A 217-nucleotide genomic window follows, 5' to 3' on the forward strand; every position below is an offset into this window, starting at 1 on the left:
TCACCCCGGCAAAGCACTGCGCGGAGTGGCGCTGGCAGGCCCGTGCCATCGTGAAAGGCGATGCGACCGAGCCTTGCATTTCCGCCGCTTCGATCCTCGCCAAGGAGCACCGCGACCGGCTGATGCGGGCGGCGGCGGCGGAGTTCCCGCACTATGGCTGGGACCGCAATGCGGGCTACGGCACCGCCGAGCATCTGGCAGCGCTGCGACAGCACGG

General features: G+C 70.0%; 1 protein-coding gene. It reads left to right on the plus strand.

Annotated features, from left to right (window positions below; translation table 11 throughout):
* The coding region (locus tag RRF55_RS28990) for a ribonuclease HII (protein ID WP_439419447.1) at positions 1-217 on the plus strand (217 nt) is incomplete at both ends.

It is taken from the genome of Klebsiella sp. K47 (assembly GCF_051858335.1).
Classification (GTDB): domain Bacteria; phylum Pseudomonadota; class Gammaproteobacteria; order Enterobacterales; family Enterobacteriaceae; genus Klebsiella; species Klebsiella pneumoniae.